Consider the following 17,917-nt stretch of genomic DNA (forward strand, 5'->3'; position numbering starts at 1 on the left):
TGTAGCACCTTTAAACATAACCACACAGTCGTGTGGTTATTTTTTGTTTTTTGCCTCTATTGAGACAGGGATACACAGTGCGCCGACTCTCTTTGCTGCTTCTTTGCCTGTTGCTGCAGGCTTGCACACAAACGCAAAAAGGCCTCGAACAGACCGTAATGCTCGCCATCAGCGGTCCGGACGATGTCACCGTCAGCGATGAACAAATCGCTACTCTGCCCTATGCCAGCCTGTATGCGCGCGTCGACAACGGTCCGCGCATCTTTGTGGTGCTGGGCTACCTGGAAAACGGCCAGCAGAAATGGGTAACCCAGGATAAAGCCATGCTGGTGATGCAGCACGGCCGCCTGGTGAAAACCCTCGGCCTGCGCGACAACCTGCAGGCCGTCAGTAACCTGGCGCAGGATCCGCTGGCCGATGCGCTGCGGCTGCAAAATGGCGCGCAGTGGACGCGCGTCGTGCAGTGGCGCGAGCAGGACAACGTGCGCGCCGCCACCGCCCACTCCACCTTTCAGCGCGGCGACGATGAAGTGCTGAACCTCGCCGGCGAGCGGGTGCCCTGCCGCGTCTGGCACGAAACGGTAGAGATGGAGAGCCCCGGCGTCAGCTGGCAGAACACCTTCTGGATCGATAACCGCGACGGTACGGTGCTGCAGGCGCAGCAGATGCTGGCGGCTGACCAGTACCCGATTGCAACCACCCTTCTGAAGCCGGCGAAATCATGAAAAAAATCAATTCCCTGCTGGCGGCACTCGCCCTCACGGCGGCCAGCCACGCGCTGGCGGATAGCCAGGTGACGGTACACCCTGCGCACGACCAGCGCAGTTTCCAGATCGATCATGCCAGCACCCTGAGCGAACTGGTAACGAACCCGGCGCTGCACAGCTGGTGGCCGGGCACGGTGATTGCCGAACGCGGTGCGACCGCCGTGGCGCAGCAGCAGCACGCTCAGCTGCTCGCGGATCTGCGCGCCTGGCAGGCCGACAGCGGTACTTCACTGGCCACAACCATCGGCAGCGTAATCCAGCAGCTCAGCGCCCTGCAGGTTACCGGGCGCCAGTTTACTTCGCTCGATCCCGACTGGGTGCGGCTGCGTCCGGAAGCCAACCGTAAACTGCAGGGCAGCTACGACCTGTACATCGTGGCAGCGCCGACGCAGGTACGGGTGATGGGTGCACTCAGCCATCCCGGCAGTGAGAGCTGGCGACCAGGACGCACGGTGCGTGACTACCTCGCGCCGCATGCGCGTTTATCGGGTGCCGAGCGCAGCGTGGCCACGGTGATTGCGCCGTCAGGTGAGACGCAGCAGGTGCCGATCGCTTACTGGAATCAGCGGCATGTTGAAGTCGAGCCAGGCAGCATCATCTGGCTGGGCTTTTCCACATGGAGCCTGCCCTGGGGCCAGCCTGATTTGAATGCGCGCATGCTTTCCGTTCTGACTCACCGGATGCCAGACTGATGAAAAAACAATTACTCCTCAGCCTGTTGGCTGCTTCTGTCGCCGCCGCATGCCAGGTGCAGGCGGAAACCTGGCCGGAACCGGTCGGTCCTTCACAATCTGATTTTGGCGGCGTGGGCCTGATGCAAACGCCGACCGCGCGCATGGCAAAAGAGGGCGAATTTAGCCTGAACTTCCGCGATAACGATCAATATCGTTACTATTCTGCGTCATTGCAGCTGTTCCCGTGGCTGGAAACCACGGTGCGCTATACCGACGTACGCACCCGCCGCTACAGTGCGGTGGAAGGCTTCAGCGGCAACCAGAGCTATAAAGACAAAGCCTTCGACCTGAAGCTGCGCCTGTGGCAGGAGAGCTTCTGGCTGCCGGAAGTGGCGGTCGGTTCGCGTGATTTGGGCGGTACCGGCCTGTTCGACAGTGAATATCTGGTGGCGAGTAAAGCCTGGGGACCGTTTGATTTCAGCCTCGGGCTGGGCTGGGGCTATCTCGGCAACAGCGGCACCATCAAAAACCCGTTCTGCTCCTACAGCGATAGCTTCTGCAGCCGCACCGGCGGCGGTTCGGCGGGTTCCATTAACGGCTCGCAGATGTTCCACGGTCCGGCGGCACTGTTTGGTGGCATCGAATACCAGACGCCGTGGCAGCCGCTGCGTCTGAAGCTGGAGTATGAAGGCAACGATTATCAGGACGATTTTGCCGGCCGGCTGGAGCAGCGCAGTAAGGTCAACGTTGGCGCAATCTATCGTCTTACCGACTGGGCGGATATCAACGCCAGCTACGAGCGCGGCAATACTTTTATGTTTGGCGTGACCGTGCGCACCAACTTTAATTCGTTACACCAGTCGCACCTTGATAGCGCAAAACCGGCTTATCAGCCACAGCCGCAGGACGATTTGCTGCAGCCGACGGTGGTCGCTAATCAGCTTACCGATCTGAAATACAATGCCGGACTGGATGGTCCGCGCATCCAGACTAAAGGCCGCACGCTGTACGTTTCCGGTGAGCAGACCAAATATCGCGACACGCGCGAAGGCGTTGACCGCGCTAACCGCATCATCATGAACAATCTGCCGGCGGGCATTGATACGATTGAAGTCACCGAGTCGCGCTTTAACATGCCGCAGGTCACCACGCGCACCGATGTGGCCAGCCTGAATAACGAACTGCGCGGCTATCCGCTCGGCCACGAGCAGCCGCTGCAGCAGACGCGTGAAGAACCGATCGATCCGGGCACCACCGAACAGGGCTATTTCATCCGTAAGGATCGCCTCAACTACAGCCTGTCGCCGGTGCTGAACCAGTCGGTCGGCGGTCCGGAAAGCTTCTACATGTACCAGCTCGGCGTAATGGGCAATGTCGATTACTGGCTGACCGATCACTGGCTGATTGGTGGCAGCCTGTTTGGCAACATCGCCAATAACTATGACAAGTTCAACTACAACGGCGCGCCAGCCGACTCGACGCTGCCGCGCGTGCGCACCCACATTCGCGACTACGTGGAGAACAACGTTTACGTGAATGATCTGCAGGCCAACTACATGCGCTATCTCGGCAATGGCTTCTACGGCCAGGTGTACGGTGGCTATCTGGAAACCATGTATGGCGGCGTGGGCGGCGAGCTGTTGTATCGCCCGGTGGACAGCAACTGGGCTTTCGGTCTCGATGCGAACTACGTGAAGCAGCGTGACTGGGACAACATGATGCAGTTCACCGATTACAAGGCGCCCACCGGGCACCTTACCGCTTACTGGCGTCCGTGGTTCATGCAGGATGTGCTGGTGAAAGCCAGCGTCGGTGAATATCTGGCGAAGGACAAAGGGGTCACGCTGGATGTGTCGAAGCGCTTTGACAGCGGCGTGATGGTCGGCTTCTACGCCACCAAAACCAACGTGTCAGCCGAAGCGTATGGCGAAGGGGATTTCACCAAAGGTTTCTATATTTCGATTCCGATGGATCTGTTTACCGTCACGCCAACCCGTGGCCGTGCGCAGGTGAACTGGGTGCCGCTGACGCGTGACGGTGGTCAGATGCTGGGCCGTAAGTACCAGCTGTACGATCTGACCGCCGATCGCGATGCGCGTTTTAATTAAATCGTAGCGCGGGGTTCAACCCGCGCCATTTAACGGTGCGCATTAATGCGCACCCTACGTGAACCATGTAGGGTCGCCATTGATGGCGACCGCCTGCCAGCATTTCATTGCGCGCGCTCTGCGCCGGCAATTCATCAATCCGCGTCGTAGCCTAAATTCGGTGCCAGCCAGCGTTCCACATCGCTGACGCTCATGCCTTTACGCGCCGCGTAATCTTCCACCTGGTCGCGCTGAATCTGCGCCACGGCGAAATATTTACTCTCCGGATGACTAAAATACCAGCCGGACACTGCGGCACCAGGCCACATGGCAAAAGATTCGGTCAGCTTCATACCGGTGTGATGTTCCACATCCAGCAGCTGCCAGATTTGTGCCTTCTCGGTGTGTTCCGGACAGGCCGGATAGCCCGGCGCCGGACGAATGCCCTGGTAATTTTCGCGAATCAGCTCGTCGTTGCTGAGATTTTCATGGGCGGCATAGCCCCAGATCACCTTACGCACGCGCTCATGCAGGTATTCGGCAAACGCCTCCGCCAGGCGATCCGCCACCGCTTTCACCATGATTTTGTTGTAATCATCGTGCTGCTGGTCGAACGCCGCCGCCAGCGCATCCTCCTCCAGCCCGCCGGTGACGGCAAACGCGCCGAGATAATCCGCTTTACCACTGGATTTCGGCGCCACGAAGTCCGCCAGACAGTAGTTGGCAAAGTCGGTTTTTTCCGTTTGCTGACGCAAATGATGGCTGACGCACAGCACCTCGCGCCGGGTCTCGTCACGGTAGATTTCAATGTCGTCGCCAACCCGGTTAGCCGGGAAAATACCGACCACGCCGCGCGGCCTGAGCGTGCCCTGCGCGCTGAGGTTATCCAGCATCGCATTGGCATCGGCAAACAGCCGCGTGGCTTCTTCGCCCACCACTTCATCTTCCAGGATACGCGGATATTTGCCGGCCAGCGACCAGGTCATAAAAAACGGCGTCCAGTCGATGTAGTTGCGCAGCGTATCGATACTGGCCTCCACTGCGCTGACGCCGGTACGATGCGCCACCGGTGGCGTGTAGCGTTGCCAGTCAATGACGTAATGATTATCGCGCGCGGCCTGCAGCGTGACCGGCGGCGTACGCGGCTTTTTACGCGCGTGCTGAATCCGCACGGTTTCGTACTCTTTGCGCGTGCGCGCCACGAACGCCTCTTTCAGCGTGGGCGACAGCAGCGAAGAGACCACGCCGACGGTACGCGAGGCGTTCTGCACATAAACCGTCGGGCCGCTGTAATTCTGCTCAATCTTCACCGCCGTGTGCGCTTTCGAGGTGGTGGCCCCGCCAATCAGCAGCGGCAGCGTAAAGCCCTGGCGCTCCATCTCTTTCGCCACGTTCACCATCTCGTCGAGCGACGGGGTAATCAGGCCGGAAAGTCCGATGATGTCGGCGTTTTCCTCACGCGCGGTTTTCAGGATTTTGTCGCCCGGCACCATCACGCCCAGGTCGATGATTTCGTAGTTGTTACACTGCAGCACCACGCCAACAATATTTTTGCCGATGTCGTGCACGTCGCCTTTTACCGTCGCCAGCACGATTTTACCGTTGCTGCGGCCGGCCTCTTTGCTCGCCTGGATAAAGGGTTCGAGGTAGGCCACCGCCTGCTTCATCACGCGCGCCGATTTCACCACCTGCGGCAGGAACATTTTGCCCTCGCCAAACAGATCGCCGACCACATTCATGCCTGACATCAGCGGCCCTTCGATGACTTCAATCGGCCGTGCCGCGGCCTGGCGCGCCTCTTCGGTATCCTGCTCGATAAACTCGGTGATGCCTTTCACCAGCGAATATTCCAGCCGCTTCACCACGTCCCAGCTGCGCCATTCGGCCTGCTGCTTGTCCTGCTCACCCTCGCCTTTGTTGCCGCGATACTTCTCCGCCAGCGCCAGCAGTCGCTCGGTGCCATCGTCGCGCCGGTTGAGGATCACGTCCTCAACCGCATCGCGCAGCTCCGCCGGCAGATCGTCATAAATCGCCAGCTGACCGGCGTTGACGATGCCCATGTCCATGCCGTTGCGGATGGCATAGTAGAGGAACACCGCGTGAATCGCCTCGCGCACCGGTTCGTTACCGCGGAACGAGAACGACACGTTGGAGACGCCGCCGGAGATCATCGCGTGCGGCAGTTCGCGTTTGATGTCTTCACAGGCACCGATGAAATCCATCGCGTAGTTGTTGTGCTCTTCGATGCCGGTAGCCACGGCAAAGATATTGGGGTCGAAAATGATGTCTTCCGGCGGGAAACCGACCTCTTCGGTGAGAATGTGGTAGGCGCGGCGGCAGATCTCAATTTTGCGCGCGCGGGTGTCCGCCTGGCCCACTTCGTCGAACGCCATCACCACCACCGCCGCGCCGTAGCGCCGCACTTTGCGCGCATGCGCAATAAACGGCTCGACGCCCTCTTTCATCGAGATGGAGTTGACGATGCCTTTGCCCTGAATGCACTGCAGGCCTTTCTCAATCACCTCCCATTTCGAGGAGTCGATCATGATCGGCACACGCGCAATATCCGGCTCACCGGCAATCAGGTTGAGAAAGCGCACCATGGCCGCTTCCGCATCCAGCATGCCTTCATCCATATTGATATCGATAATCTGCGCGCCGTTTTCCACCTGCTGGCGCGCCACGTCCAGCGCTTCGTTGTACTTCTCTTCTTTAATCAGGCGCTTAAATTTGGCCGAGCCGGTCACGTTAGTGCGCTCACCCACGTTGACGAACAGTGAATCGGCCTGAATATTGAGCGGTTCGAGGCCAGACAAACGGCAGGCGACGGCTATTTCCGGCAGCGGGCGCGGTGGCACGCCCTCGACCGCTGCCGCCATCGCCGCAATGTGCTGCGGCGTGGTGCCACAGCAGCCACCGATAATGTTGAGGAAACCGGCGCGCGCCCACTCGCCAATCTGCGCCGCCATCGTCGCCGCATCAAGGTCATATTCGCCGAAGGCATTCGGCAGACCGGCGTTAGGGTGGGCGCTGACATAGCCTTCGGCAATACGCGACAGCTCCTGCACATACTGGCGCAGTTCGTCCGGACCAAGCGCGCAGTTGAGGCCGAACGACAGCGGCTCCGCGTGGCGCAGTGAGTTGTAGAATCCTTCCGTGGTCTGGCCGGAGAGCGTACGGCCTGACGCATCGGTAATGGTGCCGGAGATCATCAGCGGCAGCGTCACGCCCATCGCTTCCATCTCGCTCTGTACCGCATAGATCGCCGCTTTGGCATTCAGGGTATCGAACACCGTTTCGATCATGATGATGTCAGCACCGCCGCTAATCAGCGCATGGGTCGATTCGCGGTAGGCGTCCACCAGCTGATTGAAGGTGATGTTACGAAACGCGGGATCGTTGACGTCAGGCGAGATCGAGCAGGTGCGGTTGGTCGGGCCGAGCACGCCAGCAACGTAGCGCGGGCGATCGGGCGTTTTTGCCGTCCACGCGTCGGCGCAGGCGCGCGCCAGTTTCGCCGCTTCGAAGTTGATCTCCGCCGACAGCGCGGCCATTTCATAGTCGGCCATGGCAATCGGGGTGGCGTTGAAGGTGTTGGTTTCGAGAATATCCGCGCCAGCCGCCAGGTAAGCATCGTGGATTTCGCGAATGACGTCCGGCTTACTCAGCACCAGCAGGTCATTATTGCCTTTCACATCGCACGGCCAGTCAGCGAAGCGGCTGCCGCGAAAATCCTGCTCATCCAGTTTGTAACTCTGGATCATGGTGCCCATGCCACCGTCCAGAATCATGATGCGTTGTGCCAGCTGCTGCTGTAGCGTTGCGGTTTTATTGCTCACTCTTGCCCCATCCACGTCATTACGCTGGCTAAATGCCAGCCAGTCATACTGGCACAACTTTCAAATGAGCAAAAGTCACCCGTTTGCGGCCACCGGCGGCAAAATGACCAGCAGATCCGACCAGTCAGCCAGCGTTTGCATTCGTACCATTAAAAACGAAAATGGTTTCCATACCTGCAATGACTGTGGAGATGTTATGGCAACCCCTGCGCCCGCGAAACGCGGCAAAAAACCCCGTACGGCTCCGGCGGCCAGTGCCCCTGCCGGCGGCCAGGTACAATCTCTGACGCGCGGGCTGCGTTTGCTGGAGCTGATTGCCGAATCACACGGTAGCGTGGCGCTGACCGAGCTGGCGCAACAGGCCGGGCTTCCCAACTCCACCACTCATCGCCTGCTGACTACCATGCAGCAGCAGGGATTTGTGCATCAGGTGGGCGACCTCGGTTTATGGACCATTGGCGCTCATGCCTTTGTGGTCGGCAGCAGTTTTCTGCAGAGCCGCAATCTGCTGGCGATCGTGCACCCGATCCTGCGCCGGCTGATGGAAGAGGCCGGCGAAACCGTGAATCTGGCGGTGCTGGATCTCAGTGATTATCAGGCGGTGATTATTGACCAGGTACAGTGCACCCAGCTGATGCGCATGTCAGCGCCGATTGGCGGCAAGTTGCCGATGCATGCGTCCGGTGCCGGCAAAGCGTTTCTCGCTCACCTCAGCGATGATCAGGTCACCGCCCTGCTGCATCAGAAGGGATTGCATCATTACACGCCGAAAACCCTGATGTCGCCGCATAGCCTGAAGGAGAATCTGGCGCTGATCCGTAAGATGGGTTTTTCGCACGACGACGAAGAGCACGCGCTCGGCCTGCGCTGTGTGGCGGCACCGATTTATGATGAACACGGCGAACCGTTTGCCGCCATCTCCATCTCCGGCCCGCTGGCGCGCATGACCGACGACCGCATTACCGAGCTCGGGGCGCTGGTGATCCGCGCGGCGAAGCAGGTGACACTCAGCTATGCCGGCCGCTAGGCGGCCACTGACGCGTAGCGCGCGCTGAAACGCTGCCCGGCGCGCCACGCTATCACCTCTTCAATATGCCCGGCACGGATCCGCGCCTGCAGTGCGCGCCACCAGCCGGGATCGAACAACTGCGGATGCAGCGCCTGCAGCAATTTTCCGGTCGCCGGTTCGCTGCACAGCGCGTAGCGGAAAGTTTCCGGAAACACATCATCCGGCCCGACGCTGTACCACGGCTCGGCCTGCAGCTCATCCTCTTCGTAACGCGCCGCCGGGACATCGCGGAACACCAGCTCGGTCATCGGGCGGATTTCATCATAGTCGTAAAACACCACGCGGCCATGGCGCGTCATGCCGAAGTTTTTAAACAGCATATCGCCGGGGAAGATATTGGCCGCCGCCAGCTGACAAATCGCATCGCCGTACTCCTCAATGGCGTGCTGGCGCTGTTCCGGCGTCGCCTGCATCAGCCACAGGTTAAGCGGCTGCATGCGACGCTCCAGCCATAAGTGGCGGATGATCAGTACGTCATCGCGCAGCTCGATTTTTTCCGGAATCTCGCGCTCAAACTCCGCCATCAGCGCCGCCGGAATGCGCGCGCGCGGGATGGCGAAATGCTCAAACTCCTGGGTGTCAGCCATGCGCCCGACGCGGTCATGCTCTTTGACCAGCCGGTAACAGGCGCGCACCTGCGCATCCGTCACCTCTTTTTGCGGCGCGAAGCGATCTTTAATCACCTTAAATACCCGATCAAAACCGGGCAGCGTGAATACCAGCATCACCATACCGCGCACGCCGGGGGCGATGGTAAATGCTTCCTGACTGTGCGCCAGGTAATCTAAATATTCGCGATAGCATTCGGTTTTACCGTGTTTCTGGCAGCCAATCGCCATGTAACGCTCGGCGAGGGTTTTGCCCGGCAAAATCGGCTGCAGCCAGGCCACCAGCGCGGCCGGCACCGGTGCGTACACCATGAAATAGGCGCGGGCAAAGCCAAACACGATGCTGGCGTCATTGCTATCGGTGAGACAGGTATCAATCCACAACCGGCCGGCGTCGTCGCGCTGAATCGGCAGCAGACACGGCACAATCTCGCCCGCGCTCAGCTGCAGCCGCGCCACAATCCAGGCGGTTTTGTTGCGATAAAACAGCTCGCTGGCGACGTCCAGCGTGGCATTAGCCAGCTGTGCCGCGCTGAACTGCTCGTGCAGATGACGCACAATCCAGCCGATGTCGCGTGTCTGATCCTGCCACGTCAGCCGCAACGGAATGTCATTCAATACCTGACGCAGCGTCTCATGCCAGCTGTGCTGCGGCCGGTACAGGCGCGACAGCGGTCGCTGCGCCGGCGGCGCGGGCGCGTACGGCTGCGACGGCAGGATAAACAGCCGTTCAGGCAATAAGTGGCTGTGCCCCAGCAAGCGACAATAGACAGAATTAAAAAAGCTTTCGGCGATTTCATGACGCGGATAGCCCGGCAGCAGCGTGGCATAGTGGCTTTTTACCCGCAGCCAGAAAGCGTCATCCCAGTCGGCCATCTCGTTGAGGATGCGCAACTGATTGGCGACCAGCCCGACGTGATGGTCGTACAAATGGATACGCGCTTTCATCGCCTGCTGCACCGCCTGCCAGTCTGCCTGTTCAAAGCGCTGCTGCGCGCCTGCGGTAATATCGAGAAAGCGGCCGTACTGCGCATCAAAACCCTGCAGAATCGTGTGGGCGATAAGGGATTCTCTCGGTGACATCGGCAATCTCCGGCAAGCGTGAGCCAGTGAAACGGTGCGCCATGCTGCGCACCGCGAGTACGCTGATCAGAACTGTGCGGCTTCGGTGGAGCCGGTCAGCGCGGTGACCGACGAGCTGCCGCCCTGAATCACCGTGGTGATGCGATCGAAATAACCGGTGCCCACTTCCTGCTGATGCGCAGAGAAGGTGTAGCCGCGTTCGCGTGCGGCAAATTCCGGCTGCTGCACCTTTTCCACGTATTGGCGCATACCTTCGCCCTGCGCATAAGCGTGCGCGAGGTCGAACATGTTGAACCACATGCTGTGAATGCCGGCCAGAGTGATGAACTGAAAGCGGTAGCCCATCTCGCTCAGCGCCTGCTGGAAGCGGGCAATGGTGCGATCGTCGAGATTCTTCTTCCAGTTAAACGAAGGCGAGCAGTTGTAAGCCAGCAGCTTGCCGGGATACTGCGCGTGAATCGCCTCGGCGAAGCGCTGCGCCAGCGCCAGATCCGGCGTGGAAGTTTCGCACCACAGCACATCGGCATACGGCGCATACGCCAGGCCACGGGCTATCGCCTGTTCGATACCGGCATGGGTGCGGAAGAAGCCTTCAGCGGTCCGTTCCCCGGAAATAAACGGCGCATCGCGCTCGTCGCAATCGGAGGTAATCAGATCGGCAGCGTCGGCATCGGTGCGCGCAATCAGCACCGTGGGCACATCCATCACATCGGCCGCCAGCCGCGCCGCCACCAGTTTCTGAATCGCTTCCTGCGTCGGCACCAGAACTTTGCCGCCCATGTGCCCGCACTTCTTCACTGCCGCCAGCTGATCTTCAAAGTGCACCGCGCCGGCGCCGGCCTGAATCATCGCTTTCATCAGCTCAAAAGCATTGAGCACCCCACCAAATCCGGCTTCCGCATCGGCGACAATCGGCAGGTAGTAATCGATAAAGCCGTCATCGTCCGGCGACAGTCCGCTCGCCCACTGGATTTGATCGGCGCGCTGAAAACTTTGGTTAATACGTTCCACCACGTTCGGCACCGAATTGACCGGATACAGCGACTGGTCCGGATACATCTGCCCGGCCAGGTTTGCATCGGCCGCCACCTGCCAGCCGGAGAGATAAATCGCCTCAATGCCGGCTTTCGCCTGCTGCACCGCCTGTCCGCCGGTCAGGGCACCGAGGCTGTTGATATAGCCTTTGCGCGCGTCACCGTTCAGGAGTGCCCACAGCTTTCTCGCGCCGCGATCCGCCAGCGTGCAGGCGGGATTAACGGAGCCGCGCAGGTTAATGACCTCTTCGGCGCTGTAAGGACGGGTAATGCCCTGCCAGCGTGATGCCAGCCAGCTATTTTCCAGTTGAGCGATCTGTTGGGTACGATTTGACATAGCAGTATCTCCAGAGTCAGGGCAGCAGGCGGTAGCCCGGCAGGGTGAGGAAAGGAACCAGTTGTTCGTCGGTGGTGATTTGCGCCATCAGCGCAGCCGCATCTTCATAGCGACCGGCGTCAAAGCGCGAGTCACCCAGGCTGTGGCGCAGGGCCGCCAGCTCTTCATCAAGAAACTGTTCGAACAGCGCGGCGGTCACCAGCTGACCATCGCTGAGGATTTGCTTGTGGTGAATCCACTGCCAGATGGAGGTGCGGGCAATCTCCGCGGTAGCGGCATCCTCCATCAGCCCATCAATAGGCACGCAGCCATTGCCGCTGATCCACGCTTCCAGATACTGCAGCGCAACGCGGATGTTGGCGCGCATCCCGGCTTCGGTGCGCTGACCACGGCACGGGCGCAGCAGGCGCTCGGCGGTGATCGGCGTATCCTGTTCACGACTGACGTGCAGCTGATTGGGGCGATCGCCCAGCTGACGGTCAAACTCCGCCATGGCGATATCCGCCAGGCCTGGATGCGCGACCCAGGTACCGTCATGGCCGTTGCCCGCTTCCCGTGCTTTGTCCTCCTGCACTTTCTGCATCACCCAGGCGTTGCGTTCAGCGTCTTTGGCCGGGATGAGCGCCGACATGCCGCCCATCGCCAGCGCACCGCGCCGGTGGCAGGTTTTGATCAGCAGGCGCGAATAAGCCTCGAGGAACGGCTGGTCCATGCTGATCTGCTGACGATCCGGCAGAATGCGGTCACCATGCTGGCCCAGCGTTTTGATGTAGCTGAAGATGTAATCCCAGCGACCACAGTTGAGGCCAACTACGTGATCGCGCAGTTCCCACAGGATCTCATCCATCTGGAATACCGCGGGCAGCGTCTCGATCAGTACCGTGGCTTTGATGGTGCCGCGCGGCAGATCGAAACGATCTTCACTGAAGCGGAAGATTTCCCTCCACCATGCCACTTCCGTCGCATGCTCGGTTTTCGGCAGATAGAACCACGGACCGTGGCCCTTCTCCAGCAGCGCGGTGACGTTGTGAAACAGATAGAGCGCAAAGTCGAATAACCCGCCGGGAATGGCCCGATCGCGCCACTCAACATGCTTCTCATCCAGATGTAAGCCGCGAACCCGGCACATCAGCAGCGCCGGATCGGATCGTAACTGGTAGATCTTGCCGTTTTCGCTGGTGAAACTCAGCGTGCCGTTAACCGCATCGCGCAGCGCCAGCTGGCCATCAAGCAGTTTTTGCCAGGTCGGTGCCAGCGAATCCTCAAAATCGGCCATGAACACTTTGACGTTAGCGTTCAGCGCGTTGATCACCATTTTGCGATCTGGCGGACCGGTGATTTCGACGCGGCGATCGCGCAGTAGCTGAGGAATGGGCCTCACCTGCCAGTCACCTTTCCGAATGGAAGCGGTTTCCGAATCGAAGTCTGGCAACGCCCCCTGATCGTAGCGCTGCTGGCGCTGCTGACGCGCTTTCAGCAGACGCTCGCGCTCGGGTGCAAAGCGCACCACCAGCGAGTGCAGGAAATCAATGGCTTCGGGCGTGAGCAGCTGCTTCTCCGCGTGGGTAAAGGGCTGGCTAAAGGTCAGTGTCGGGCTGATAACCGTGTCTGTCATGCGGGCTGCCTCCTGGTTTGATCCTTTTTCTAACGACAGGATCGGGCTGTAGGGTATTTTTTAACCGGCAAGATCAGAGCATAATCATTTTTATTTTAATTTCAAAAACTATTTCCATTTTAGTGTTTATTTGATTTTATTTATCTGATTTAACTGTAATTTAATCCCACGAAATAAAGGCAATACGTTCCATCATAGAAAAAAGGCAAAAAAAAGCCGCGACAACACGCGGCTGTCACGGCAGGTTTAAACGCGTTGTTAGCAGGCGTTTTACTCGAGCGTTGGATTCATGTGGCGCAGATCGAATGGTGTAATCTGGTAGACGTAGTAGTTGAGCCAGTTGGAGAACAGCAGGTTGCCGTGGCTACGCCAGGTGGCGCGCGGCGGCAATTCCGGGTTGTCCTGCGGGAAGTAGTTGAACGGCACCTCAGGGTGCAGGCCGGCCTCGTAGTCCCGATGGTACTCACCCGACAGCGTGAGAGCGTCATATTCCGGATGGCCGGTGACAAACGCCAGTCGTTTGTCTTTACTCGCCATCAGATAGGCACCGGTGCTCTCTGATTCGGCAAACAGCTCGAGATCGGTGTAGTCACGAATCAGCTGGCTGGGAAAATCAGCATAGCGTGAATGCGGTGCCAGGAAGTTGTCATCAAAACCGCGCGTCAGCAGCGCGTGCGGATGAAGGATCTGATGCTCATAGACGCCAGACAGCTTGTTCTGTCGCGTCTGTTTAGGAATGCCATACAGGATGTTAAGCGCCGCCTGCACCGCCCAGCAAACAAACAGCGTAGAAGTGACGTGCTCTTTCGCCCAGTGCAGCACGCGCTGAATCTGTGGCCAGTAGGCAACATCATTGAAATCAACCAGCCCCAGCGGCGCACCGGTGACAATCAGGCCGTCAAAGTTATCGTTAGCGATATCGTCGAAGTTGCAGTAGAAGTTGTTCAGATGCTCGCTTGGCGTGTTGCGCGACTCGCGGCTGTCGATGCGTAACAGCTGAACATCGATCTGCAGTGGCGAGTTAGAGAGCAGGCGCAGAAACTGGTTTTCGGTCTCGATTTTTTTGGGCATCAGGTTAAGGATTAACACTTTAAGCGGACGAATCTCCTGAACACTGGCGCGCGATGAGGTCATGACAAAGACATTCTCATTACGCAAAAAATTCACTGCCGGTAATTCGTCGGGGATCCTGATTGGCATAACCTGCTGACCTCTTGCTGATAACCATATAAACGTTTAGACATCCAGATGCCCGAGATTAGCCTGGCTGCCGCTGGATGTCGAGTCTTCATGCGGTTTATGAAAATGTTTCAGCATTGAGCGGCAATGGCCGCGAGCGCCGCGCGGTGAGCAGCAGCAATAAGGTCGGGAAAAGAGCGCGTTAGAATTTTTTCAGGATTAAATAAGTCGTTATGGAGGGGGTTTTTGGCGGGAAATTTGCCGGAGTACGGACGTAAAAAAGCCCCGGACTCTCGTCCGGGGCTTCTTCACTTATTTAATGCCTGGCAGTTCCCTACTCTCGCATGGGGAGGCCCCACACTACCATCGGCGCTACGGCGTTTCACTTCTGAGTTCGGCATGGGGTCAGGTGGGACCACCGCGCTGTTGCCGCCAGGCAAATTCTTTGTGCCCTGTCCCGCGTCTTTCGCACTGATGCCGCGTTGGCCGCGCTCGCAAAGTCAGTCACATACTCGTGTATGCTCCTTCCTTTCCTTCGCTTGCCGCCTCGCCTCAGCGCGAAATCCTCCGGACTCGCGTCCGCAGAACAAAGCTGATTCTTTATCCGTCACAGGCTGAAAATTCTTTCGGTCTCTCAGACCAAAACGCCTCTGGCGTTGTAAGGTTAAGCCTCACGGGTCATTAGTACCGGTTAGCTCAACGCATCGCTGCGCTTACACACCCGGCCTATCAACGTCGTCGTCTTCAACGTCCCTTCAGGACCCTTAAAGGGTCAGGGAGAACTCATCTCGGGGCAAGTTTCGTGCTTAGATGCTTTCAGCACTTATCTCTTCCGCACTTAGCTACCGGGCAGTGCCATTGGCATGACAACCCGAACACCAGCGGTGCGTTCACTCCGGTCCTCTCGTACTAGGAGCAACCCCCCTCAATTCTCCAGCGCCCACGGCAGATAGGGACCGAACTGTCTCACGACGTTCTAAACCCAGCTCGCGTACCACTTTAAACGGCGAACAGCCGTACCCTTGGGACCTACTTCAGCCCCAGGATGTGATGAGCCGACATCGAGGTGCCAAACACCGCCGTCGATATGAACTCTTGGGCGGTATCAGCCTGTTATCCCCGGAGTACCTTTTATCCGTTGAGCGATGGCCCTTCCATTCAGAACCACCGGATCACTATGACCTGCTTTCGCACCTGCTCGAGCCGTCACTCTCGCAGTCAAGCTGGCTTATGCCATTGCACTAACCTCCTGATGTCCGACCAGGATTAGCCAACCTTCGTGCTCCTCCGTTACGCTTTGGGAGGAGACCGCCCCAGTCAAACTACCCACCAGACACTGTCCGCAGCCCGGATTACGGGCCTACGTTAGAACATCAAACATTAAAGGGTGGTATTTCAAGGATGGCTCCACGCAGACTGGCGTCCGCGCTTCAAAGCCTCCCACCTATCCTACACATCAAGGCTCAATGTTCAGTGTCAAGCTATAGTAAAGGTTCACGGGGTCTTTCCGTCTTGCCGCGGGTACACTGCATCTTCACAGCGATTTCAATTTCACTGAGTCTCGGGTGGAGACAGCCTGGCCATCATTACGCCATTCGTGCAGGTCGGAACTTACCCGACAAGGAATTTCGCTACCTTAGGACCGTTATAGTTACGGCCGCCGTTTACCGGGGCTTCGATCAAGAGCTTCTCCTTGCGGATAACCCCATCAATTAACCTTCCGGCACCGGGCAGGCGTCACACCGTATACGTCCACTTTCGTGTTTGCACAGTGCTGTGTTTTTAATAAACAGTTGCAGCCAGCTGGTATCTTCGACTGGCTTCGGCTCCGGGAGCAAGTCCCTTCACCTACGCGCCAGCGTGCCTTCTCCCGAAGTTACGGCACCATTTTGCCTAGTTCCTTCACCCGAGTTCTCTCAAGCGCCTTGGTATTCTCTACCTGACCACCTGTGTCGGTTTGGGGTACGATTTCGTGTTACCTGGAGCTTAGAGGCTTTTCCTGGAAGCAGGGCATCAGTTACTTCACCGCCGTAGCGGCTCGTCGTCACGCCTCAGTGTTAAAGAAGACCGGATTTGCCTGGTCTTCACACCTGCACGCTTAAACCGGGACAACCGTCGCCCGGATAACCTAGCCTTCTCCGTCCCCCCTTCGCAGTAACACCAAGTACAGGAATATTAACCTGTTTCCCATCGACTACGCTTTTCAGCCTCGCCTTAGGGGTCGACTCACCCTGCCCCGATTAACGTTGGACAGGAACCCTTGGTCTTCCGGCGAGCGGGCTTTTCACCCGCTTTATCGTTACTTATGTCAGCATTCGCACTTCTGATACCTCCAGCATGCCTCACAGCACACCTTCAGCGGCTTACAGAACGCTCCCCTACCCAACAACACATAGTGTCGCTGCCGCAGCTTCGGTGCATGGTTTAGCCCCGTTACATCTTCCGCGCAGGCCGACTCGACCAGTGAGCTATTACGCTTTCTTTAAATGATGGCTGCTTCTAAGCCAACATCCTGGCTGTCTGTGCCTTCCCACATCGTTTCCCACTTAACCATGACTTTGGGACCTTAGCTGGCGGTCTGGGTTGTTTCCCTCTTCACGACGGACGTTAGCACCCGCCGTGTGTCTCCCGTGATAACATTCTCCGGTATTCGCAGTTTGCATCGGGTTGGTAAGCCGGGATGGCCCCCTAGCCGAAACAGTGCTCTACCCCCGGAGATGAGTTCACGAGGCGCTACCTAAATAGCTTTCGGGGAGAACCAGCTATCTCCCGGTTTGATTGGCCTTTCACCCCCAGCCACAAGTCATCCGCTAATTTTTCAACATTAGTCGGTTCGGTCCTCCAGTTAGTGTTACCCAACCTTCAACCTGCCCATGGCTAGATCACCGGGTTTCGGGTCTATACCCTGCAACTTAACGCCCAATTAAGACTCGGTTTCCCTTCGGCTCCCCTATGCGGTTAACCTTGCTACAGAATATAAGTCGCTGACCCATTATACAAAAGGTACGCAGTCACACCCTAAAGGTGCTCCCACTGCTTGTACGTACACGGTTTCAGGTTCTGTTTCACTCCCCTCGCCGGGGTTCTTTTCGCCTTTCCCTCACGGTACTGGTTCACTATCGGTCAGTCAGGAGTATTTAGCCTTGGAGGATGGTCCCCCCATGTTCAGACAGGATACCACGTGTCCCGCCCTACTCGTCGGACTCACAACCTGTGCATCTTCGTGTACGGGGCTGTCACCCGGTATCGCGCGACTTTCCAGACGCTTCCACTGATGCACAAGCTGATTCAGGTCCTGGGCTGCTCCCCGTTCGCTCGCCGCTACTGGGGGAATCTCGGTTGATTTCTTTTCCTCGGGGTACTTAGATGTTTCAGTTCCCCCGGTTCGCCTCGTTAACCTATGTATTCAGTTAACGATAATGCACAAGTGCATTGGGTTTCCCCATTCGGACATCGACGGCTGTAGCGGTTCATATCACCTTACCGTCGCTTTTCGCAGATTAGCACGTCCTTCATCGCCTCTGACTGCCAGGGCATCCACCGTGTACGCTTAGTCGCTTAACCTCACAACCCACAGGCGTTTTGCAACGCTGCGGACTGCAAGCATTTGAGAGACCCGAACGCA

At 58.2% G+C, this 17,917-nt stretch carries 9 protein-coding genes and 2 rRNA genes; 4 read left to right on the forward strand and 7 right to left on the reverse strand.

Going from position 1 to position 17,917, the window contains the following annotated elements; genetic code table 11:
• Positions 1 to 77: 77 nt before the first annotated feature.
• Genes AC6I8F_RS18030 through AC6I8F_RS18040 form a run of 3 tightly spaced genes read left to right on the forward strand, consistent with a single transcriptional unit; the run spans position 78 to position 3,549 of the window.
• On the forward strand, positions 78 to 725 hold the full coding sequence (locus tag AC6I8F_RS18030) for a YjbF family lipoprotein (protein ID WP_498028316.1): 648 nt from the start codon (positions 78 to 80) through the stop codon (positions 723 to 725).
• Complete coding sequence (locus AC6I8F_RS18035; RefSeq protein ID WP_498028317.1) at positions 722 to 1,459, forward strand: capsule biosynthesis GfcC family protein; 738 nt, start codon at positions 722 to 724, stop codon at positions 1,457 to 1,459. The genes AC6I8F_RS18030 and AC6I8F_RS18035 overlap by 4 nt, the downstream gene beginning before the upstream one ends.
• Entirely contained in the window at positions 1,459 to 3,549 is a 2,091-nt protein-coding gene (locus AC6I8F_RS18040) for a YjbH domain-containing protein (RefSeq protein ID WP_498028318.1), read from the forward strand. Before AC6I8F_RS18035 ends, AC6I8F_RS18040 begins: the two co-directional genes overlap by 1 nt.
• A gap of 134 nt (positions 3,550 to 3,683) precedes the next feature.
• Here the strand turns inward: AC6I8F_RS18040 and metH are convergent, their stop codons facing one another.
• Positions 3,684 to 7,367: a methionine synthase gene (metH, locus tag AC6I8F_RS18045; protein ID WP_215786767.1), complete on the reverse strand. Its 3,684-nt coding sequence runs from the start codon at positions 7,365 to 7,367 to the stop codon at positions 3,684 to 3,686.
• A 196-nt stretch (positions 7,368 to 7,563) separates the two neighbouring features.
• Between metH and iclR the strand changes: the two genes are divergently transcribed.
• Positions 7,564 to 8,394, forward strand: a complete 831-nt coding sequence (iclR, locus tag AC6I8F_RS18050; RefSeq protein WP_058757603.1) for a glyoxylate bypass operon transcriptional repressor IclR — start codon at positions 7,564 to 7,566, stop codon at positions 8,392 to 8,394.
• Here iclR and aceK read toward each other — a convergent pair.
• The 6 genes from aceK to AC6I8F_RS18080 all read right to left on the reverse strand — a co-directional run bounded on the left by aceK (position 8,391) and on the right by AC6I8F_RS18080 (position 17,856).
• A complete protein-coding gene (aceK, locus tag AC6I8F_RS18055) occupies positions 8,391 to 10,127 on the reverse strand; it encodes a bifunctional isocitrate dehydrogenase kinase/phosphatase (protein ID WP_127833549.1) in 1,737 nt (578 codons plus the stop codon). The two genes, iclR and aceK, sit on opposite strands and share 4 nt — an antisense overlap.
• A gap of 66 nt (positions 10,128 to 10,193) precedes the next feature.
• A complete protein-coding gene (gene aceA, locus AC6I8F_RS18060; RefSeq protein WP_498028319.1) occupies positions 10,194 to 11,498 on the reverse strand; it encodes an isocitrate lyase in 1,305 nt (434 codons plus the stop codon).
• Positions 11,499 to 11,514: 16 nt separating this feature from the next.
• The gene (gene aceB / locus AC6I8F_RS18065) at positions 11,515 to 13,113 is read right to left on the reverse strand and encodes a malate synthase A (RefSeq protein ID WP_498028320.1); all 1,599 of its coding nucleotides are present in this window, start codon (positions 13,111 to 13,113) and stop codon (positions 11,515 to 11,517) included.
• A 270-nt stretch (positions 13,114 to 13,383) separates the two neighbouring features.
• Positions 13,384 to 14,313: a homoserine O-acetyltransferase MetA gene (gene metA, locus AC6I8F_RS18070; protein WP_031279798.1), complete on the reverse strand. Its 930-nt coding sequence runs from the start codon at positions 14,311 to 14,313 to the stop codon at positions 13,384 to 13,386.
• 300 nt (positions 14,314 to 14,613) lie between these two features.
• Positions 14,614 to 14,729, reverse strand: a 5S ribosomal RNA gene (gene rrf / locus AC6I8F_RS18075).
• Between the two features lie 223 nt (positions 14,730 to 14,952).
• Positions 14,953 to 17,856, reverse strand: a 23S ribosomal RNA gene (locus AC6I8F_RS18080).
• Between the last annotated feature and the right edge of the window lie 61 nt (positions 17,857 to 17,917).

This window comes from gamma proteobacterium symbiont of Axiagastus rosmarus, from assembly GCF_059730925.1.

Bases quoted from the DNA above. Each gene is read 5' to 3' on its own strand.
- iclR (WP_058757603.1), top strand. From the start codon at position 7,564: ATGGCAACCCCTGCGCCCGCGAAACGCGGCAAAAAACCCCGTACGGCT.
- aceA (WP_498028319.1), bottom strand. From the start codon at position 11,498: ATGTCAAATCGTACCCAACAGATCGCTCAACTGGAAAATAGCTGGCTG.
- AC6I8F_RS18035 (WP_498028317.1), top strand. From the start codon at position 722: ATGAAAAAAATCAATTCCCTGCTGGCGGCACTCGCCCTCACGGCGGCC.
- aceK (WP_127833549.1), bottom strand. From the start codon at position 10,127: ATGTCACCGAGAGAATCCCTTATCGCCCACACGATTCTGCAGGGTTTT.
- AC6I8F_RS18040 (WP_498028318.1), top strand. From the start codon at position 1,459: ATGAAAAAACAATTACTCCTCAGCCTGTTGGCTGCTTCTGTCGCCGCC.
- metA (WP_031279798.1), bottom strand. From the start codon at position 14,313: ATGCCAATCAGGATCCCCGACGAATTACCGGCAGTGAATTTTTTGCGT.
- aceB (WP_498028320.1), bottom strand. From the start codon at position 13,113: ATGACAGACACGGTTATCAGCCCGACACTGACCTTTAGCCAGCCCTTT.